Here is a 5,492-nt window from a genome sequence, read left to right on the forward strand (position 1 = left end):
CACGTGGTCGGCGCACCGACCGAGGCGGTGGCCGCCAGCGACTCGTCGACGACGGTGCGCATCGCTTCCGGGTCCCACGGGCAGTTCAGGAAGCGGAAGTTGAAGGCTTGGTGCAGCTCGTCGGGCCGCACGTACAGCGCGAGCCGCTGCGAGCTGGGCGCCCAGGCCTCGGCGACCCCGATGCGCGGGCCCTCGTAGGAGTCGAGCAGCCGGCGCCAGGAGCGGTGGATCTCGTGGACGCCGTCCTGATCGAAGAAGGGGAGCGGCTCGGTGCCGATCAGCGTGGCCTGCGCGCCGCGGCCGATGTCCGGCAGCCCGGGGGCTTTGACCATGCCGTGGGCCACGTCCACGCGGAAGCCGTCGACGCCGAGGTCGAGCCAGAAGCGCAGGACGGAGGCGAACTCCTCGGCGACCTCGGGATGCTCCCAGTTGAGGTCGGGCTGCTCGGGCGCGAAGAGGTGGAGGTACCACTCCCCGTCGGGGGTCCGGGTCCAGGCCGGGCCGCCGAAGACCGACTCCCAGTCGTTGGGGGGCTCGGCGCCCGCGGGACCCCGGCCCGGCCGGAAGTGGTAGCGGGCGCGGGCGGGGCCCGCGGGGGCGCAGGCCAGTGCCTCGCGGAACCAGGGGTGCTGCTCGGAGGTGTGGTTCGGGACCACGTCCACGAGGACGCGCAGGCCGAGCGCGCGGGCGGCGCGGACGAGGTCGTCGGCGTCGGAGAGGTCCCCGAAGAGGGGGTCGACGGCCCGGTAGTCGGACACGTCGTATCCGCCGTCGGCCTGGGGGGAGACGTAGAAGGGGGTCAGCCACACGGCGTCGACCCCGAGCCGGGCCAGGTGGGGGAGGCGCTCGCGGACCCCGCGCAGGTCCCCGACGCCGTCGCCGTCGCTGTCCCCGAAGGAGCGTACGTACACCTGGTAGATGACGGCATCGCGCCACCAGCCGCCGCTCGCGGTGGCGTTGCTGGAAGCGCTTGCAAGCCGGGAGGCGGTCAACTCGTGGGTCATATCGGGTCAACGCCGGTACACGCCCCCTGGTTGCGGGCCCGGACGGTCGAAGAGGGTTCGAACTAACAGCAAGCTGCGGCAACCGTACGGACACACGGATGTAACGATCAGCCCTTCTTGCAGAAAATTGCCGCAAGCTCTTTCGGACGGCTTTCAGGCTTGTTACGTTCTCGGCAACTCGGGACCGCGAGGCGCGGCCGGGATCATCGAAGGAGTTCATATGCGGCGTGGCATAGCGGCCACCGCGCTGGTCGCGGCTCTGGCGCTCGCGGCGACGGCTTGCGGCGGTGACACCAAGGACGGCAACGGCGGAGCCAAGGCCGACGGGGAGCTCTCCGGCACGGTCACGTGGTGGGACACCTCGAACGACGCCGAGAAGGCGTCCTTCCAGAAGATCGCCGAGGCGTTCACCGCCAAGCACCCCAAGGTGAGCGTCAAGTACGTCAACGTTCCCTACGGTGACGCCCAGAACAAGGTCAAGAACGCCTTCAGCAGCGGCTCCGAGGCCCCGGACGTCATCCGCGCCGACGTCGGCTGGGTCGCCGACTTCGCCTCCCTCGGTTACCTCGCCGAGGTCCCGGCCGACACGGCCAAGAAGGTCGACACCGAGTTCCTGCCCCAGGCCGCGGCCAGCGGCAAGTACGAGGGCAAGACCTACGGCGTCCCGCAGGTCATCGACACCATGGGCCTCTTCTACAACAAGAAGATGCTCGCCGACGCCGGCGTCCAGCCCCCCAAGACGCTGGAAGAGGTGAAGACCGCCGCCGCGGCCATCAAGGCCAAGACCGGCAAGACCGGCCTCTACCTGCGCGGCGACGACTCCTACTGGTCCCTCCCTCTGATCTACGGAGAGGGCGGCGACCTCGTCGACGCGAAGACCAAGACGGTCACCGTCGACAACGCGGCCGGCGTCAAGGCCTTCAAGGCCGCCCGCGACCTGATCACCTCCGGCGCGGCGATCACCAACGCCACCGACGGCTACCCCAACATGCAGACCGCCTTCAAGACGGGCGAGGTCGCGATGATGATCAACGGCCCCTGGGCCGTGGCCGACACCTACGCCGGCGACCAGTTCAAGGACAAGGCCAACCTCGGCATCGCCACCGTCCCGGCCGGCTCCGTCAAGGCGGGCGCCCCGCAGGGCGGCCACGACCTCGCCGTGTACGCGGGCTCCAAGAACATCGCCGCCGCGAACGCCTTCGTCGACTACATGACCTCGCAGGAGGTGCAGGTCCAGTCCGCCAAGGAGCTGAGCCTGCTCCCGACCCGGACCGCCGCCTACGAGCAGCCCGACGTCAAGTCCAACGAAATGGTCCAGTTCTTCAAGCCGGCCGTGGACAAGGCCGTCGAGCGCGCCTGGATCCCGGAGAACGGCTCCCTCTTCGAGCCGCTCAAGGTCGAGTACACCAAGGCGGTCACCGGGGCCTCGAGCCCGGAGGACGCGGCCAAGGCGGCCGGCGTCGAATTCCGCAAGATCCTCAAGGGCTGGAAGTAACGAACCATGGCTGCTCACACCAGCCAGTCGGTGGCGAAGGCCGCGGGCAGCGAGGTCGGTCCTGACGCCGACACCGCCGCCCGCGGCCGGAGCCGCAGGACTGACAGCGAGAACGGGACCCAGGGCGGGAACCGCCCCGGGCTGAGGCGCGCGCTGGCCACCCACTGGTACGCCTGGGCCATGGTCACCCCCGTGGTGCTCGTCCTCGGCGTGATCATCGGCTGGCCGCTCGTCCGCGGCATCTACCTGTCGCTGACCGACGCCACCGAACGCAACGTCGGCCGGACCATCGGCGCCAACCACATCGAGGCGACGTACGAGTTCGTCGGACTCGACAACTACGCCGCCGTCCTCGCCGACCCGGTGTTCCTGCAGCGGCTGGTGTGGACGGTGCTGTGGACCGTCGCCTGCGTGTCGATCACCTTCACGCTCGGCCTGGCCCTCGCCACCATGCTCAACCGGGAGTTCAAGGGCCGCGCCGCCTACCGGATGGCCCTCATCCTGCCCTGGGCCGTCCCCGGATTCGTCTCCGTCTTCGCCTGGCGGTTCCTCTTCAACCGCGACAGCGGCATCCTCAACAAGCTCCTCGAAGGCGGCGGCATCACCGCCGTCCCCTGGCTCGACGACCCGACCTGGGCCAAGCTCGCCGTCATCGCCGTCAACGTCTGGCTCGGCGTCCCCTTCATGATGGTCGCCCTGCTCGGCGGAATGCAGTCCGTGCCCGGCGAGCTCTACGAGGCCGCCGAGATGGACGGCGCCGGTCCGTGGCAGCGGTTCCGCCACATCACCCTGCCGGGGCTGCGCGCCGTCAGCATGACGGTGATCCTGCTCTCCACCATCTGGACCTTCAACATGTTCCCGGTGATCTTCCTGCTCACCCGGGGCGGACCGGGCGACTCCACCGAGATCCTGGTCACCCAGGCCTTCCGCGAGGCGTTCGTGGCCAGCCCGCGCGACTTCGCCGGCTCGGCGACCTGGGGCGTACTGATCCTCCTGCTGCTCATGATCTTCGCGCTGGTCTACCGGCGCTCGCTGCGCAAGCAGGGAGAGGTGTGGTGACCGTGACGACCCCGCCCAAGACCGCCGACCGCCCCGTCCGCCGCCGCGGAGAACGCTCCCCGCTCGCCTCCGCGGGACTGCACGCCACGCTGGTCGGCGCGTCCGTGATCGCCGTCTTCCCGGTGCTGTGGGTCCTGCTGACCTCGCTCAAGCCCGCGAAGCACGCCATCTCCACGGACTTCGTGAAGGAACCGACCCTCGACAACTACCGCTACCTGGTGGAGTCGACCTCCTTCCTCACCTGGTTCGCCAACTCCGTCCTGGTCGCCGGCATCACCACCGTCCTCGGGGTGTTCATCGCCGCCACCACCGGATACGCCGTCAGCCGCTTCAAGTTCCCCGGAATGAAGCCGCTGATGTGGACCCTGCTCATCACGCAGATGTTCCCGATGGCCATCCTCATCGTGCCGCTCTACAACCTGATGGGCGACCTCGGGCTGCTCAACCAGCCCCTCGGCCTGATCATCACCTACCTCACCATCGCCGTGCCGTTCTGCGCCTGGATGATGAAGGGCTTCTTCGACACCATCCCGGTGGAGATCGACGAATCCGGCCGGGTCGACGGACTCAACCCCTTCGGCACCTTCTGGCGCCTCATCCTCCCGCTCGCCAAGCCCGGCCTCGCCGTCACCGGCTTCTACGCCTTCATCACCGCCTGGGGCGAAGTCGCGTACGCCTCCGCCTTCATGGTCGGCGACGAGCACCTCACCCTGGCCGGAGGCCTGCAGACCTTCGTCACCCAGTACACCTCCAACTGGGGTGCCATGAGCGCGGCTTCCGTGCTCATCGCCATCCCCGCGGCGTTCTTCTTCCTCTTCGCCCAGCGTCACCTCGTCGCCGGGATGACGGCAGGCGCGACCAAGGGCTGACGCCCTCGCGAGCACGGGCTGACCCCCGCCGCCTGCCCCCTCTCACCCCCGGCCCGATCTCCCCAAGGACGACATGACCCAGCACCTCGCCGACGCACTCCCCACCTCCACCGGCACGACGCCCGGCTGGTGGAGAGAAGCGGTGATCTACCAGGTCTATCCGCGCAGCTTCGCCGACTCCAACGGGGACGGCATGGGGGACCTCGAAGGCATCCGCAGCCGCCTTCCCTACCTCAAGGAACTGGGCGTCGACGCCGTCTGGCTCAGCCCCTTCTACGCTTCCCCGCAGGCCGACGCCGGCTACGACGTCGCCGACTACCGGGCCATCGACCCCATGTTCGGCAGCCTGCACGACGCCGACGCCGTGATCCGCGAAGCCCACGCGCTCGACCTGCGGATCATCGTGGACCTGGTTCCCAACCACTGCTCCGACCAGCACGAATGGTTCAAGCAGGCGCTGCGCGAAGGCCCGGGCACCCCGCTGCGCGAACGCTTCCACTTCCGCGCGGGACGCGGCGAGGACGGAGCGGAGCCCCCCAACGACTGGGAGTCCATCTTCGGCGGCCCGGCCTGGACCCGGACCCCCGACGGGGAGTGGTACCTGCACCTCTTCGCGCCCGAGCAGCCCGACTTCAACTGGGAACACCCCGCCGTCCAGGACGAGTTCCGCTCCATCCTGCGCTTCTGGCTCGACCTCGGCGCCGACGGCTTCCGCATCGACGTGGCGCACGGCCTGGTCAAGGCCCCCGGCCTGCCCGACCTCGGCCGCGGCGAACAGCTCAAGCTGCTCGGCAACCAGGTGCTCCCCTTCTTCGACCAGGACGGCGTCCACGAGATCTACCGCTCCTGGCGCCGGGTCCTCGACGAGTACGCGGGCGACCGCATCGGCGTCGCCGAGGCGTGGACCCCGAGCGCCGACCGGACGGCCCTGTACCTGCGGCCCGACGAGCTGCACCAGGCCTTCAACTTCCACTACCTGAACACCGGATGGGACGCGCGGGCGCTGCGCGCCACCATCGACGAGTCGCTGGACGCGATGCGCCCGGTCGGTGCGCCGACCACGTG

General features: G+C 69.5%; 5 protein-coding genes. 4 read left to right on the top strand and 1 reads right to left on the bottom strand.

Annotated features, from left to right (window positions below):
* A partial coding sequence (locus J7E97_RS34065) for an alpha-amylase family glycosyl hydrolase (protein WP_251055609.1) occupies positions 1 to 1,004 on the bottom strand: 1,004 nt, incomplete at its 3' end.
* Positions 1,005 to 1,224: 220 nt separating this feature from the next.
* Between J7E97_RS34065 and J7E97_RS34070 the strand changes: the two genes are divergently transcribed.
* From J7E97_RS34070 to J7E97_RS34085, 4 genes are all read left to right on the top strand, one after another.
* The gene (locus J7E97_RS34070; protein ID WP_215035293.1) at positions 1,225 to 2,499 is read left to right on the top strand and encodes an extracellular solute-binding protein; all 1,275 of its coding nucleotides are present in this window, start codon (positions 1,225 to 1,227) and stop codon (positions 2,497 to 2,499) included.
* Between the two features lie 6 nt (positions 2,500 to 2,505).
* On the top strand, positions 2,506 to 3,558 hold the full coding sequence (locus J7E97_RS34075) for a carbohydrate ABC transporter permease (protein WP_215035295.1): 1,053 nt from the start codon (positions 2,506 to 2,508) through the stop codon (positions 3,556 to 3,558).
* A complete protein-coding gene (locus J7E97_RS34080) occupies positions 3,555 to 4,427 on the top strand; it encodes a sugar ABC transporter permease (RefSeq protein WP_215035297.1) in 873 nt (290 codons plus the stop codon). Before J7E97_RS34075 ends, J7E97_RS34080 begins: the two co-directional genes overlap by 4 nt.
* Before the next feature lie 73 nt (positions 4,428 to 4,500).
* Positions 4,501 to 5,492 (top strand): alpha-amylase family glycosyl hydrolase (locus J7E97_RS34085; protein WP_251055610.1); only part of this gene is annotated, 992 nt, incomplete at its 3' end.

It is taken from the genome of Streptomyces sp. ISL-66, assembly GCF_018614135.1.
GTDB lineage: Bacteria > Actinomycetota > Actinomycetes > Streptomycetales > Streptomycetaceae > Streptomyces.

Excerpts from the sequence above, each read along its gene's own strand:
- J7E97_RS34070 (WP_215035293.1), top strand. The coding sequence starts at position 1,225 with ATGCGGCGTGGCATAGCGGCCACCGCGCTGGTCGCGGCTCTGGCGCTC.
- J7E97_RS34075 (WP_215035295.1), top strand. The coding sequence starts at position 2,506 with ATGGCTGCTCACACCAGCCAGTCGGTGGCGAAGGCCGCGGGCAGCGAG.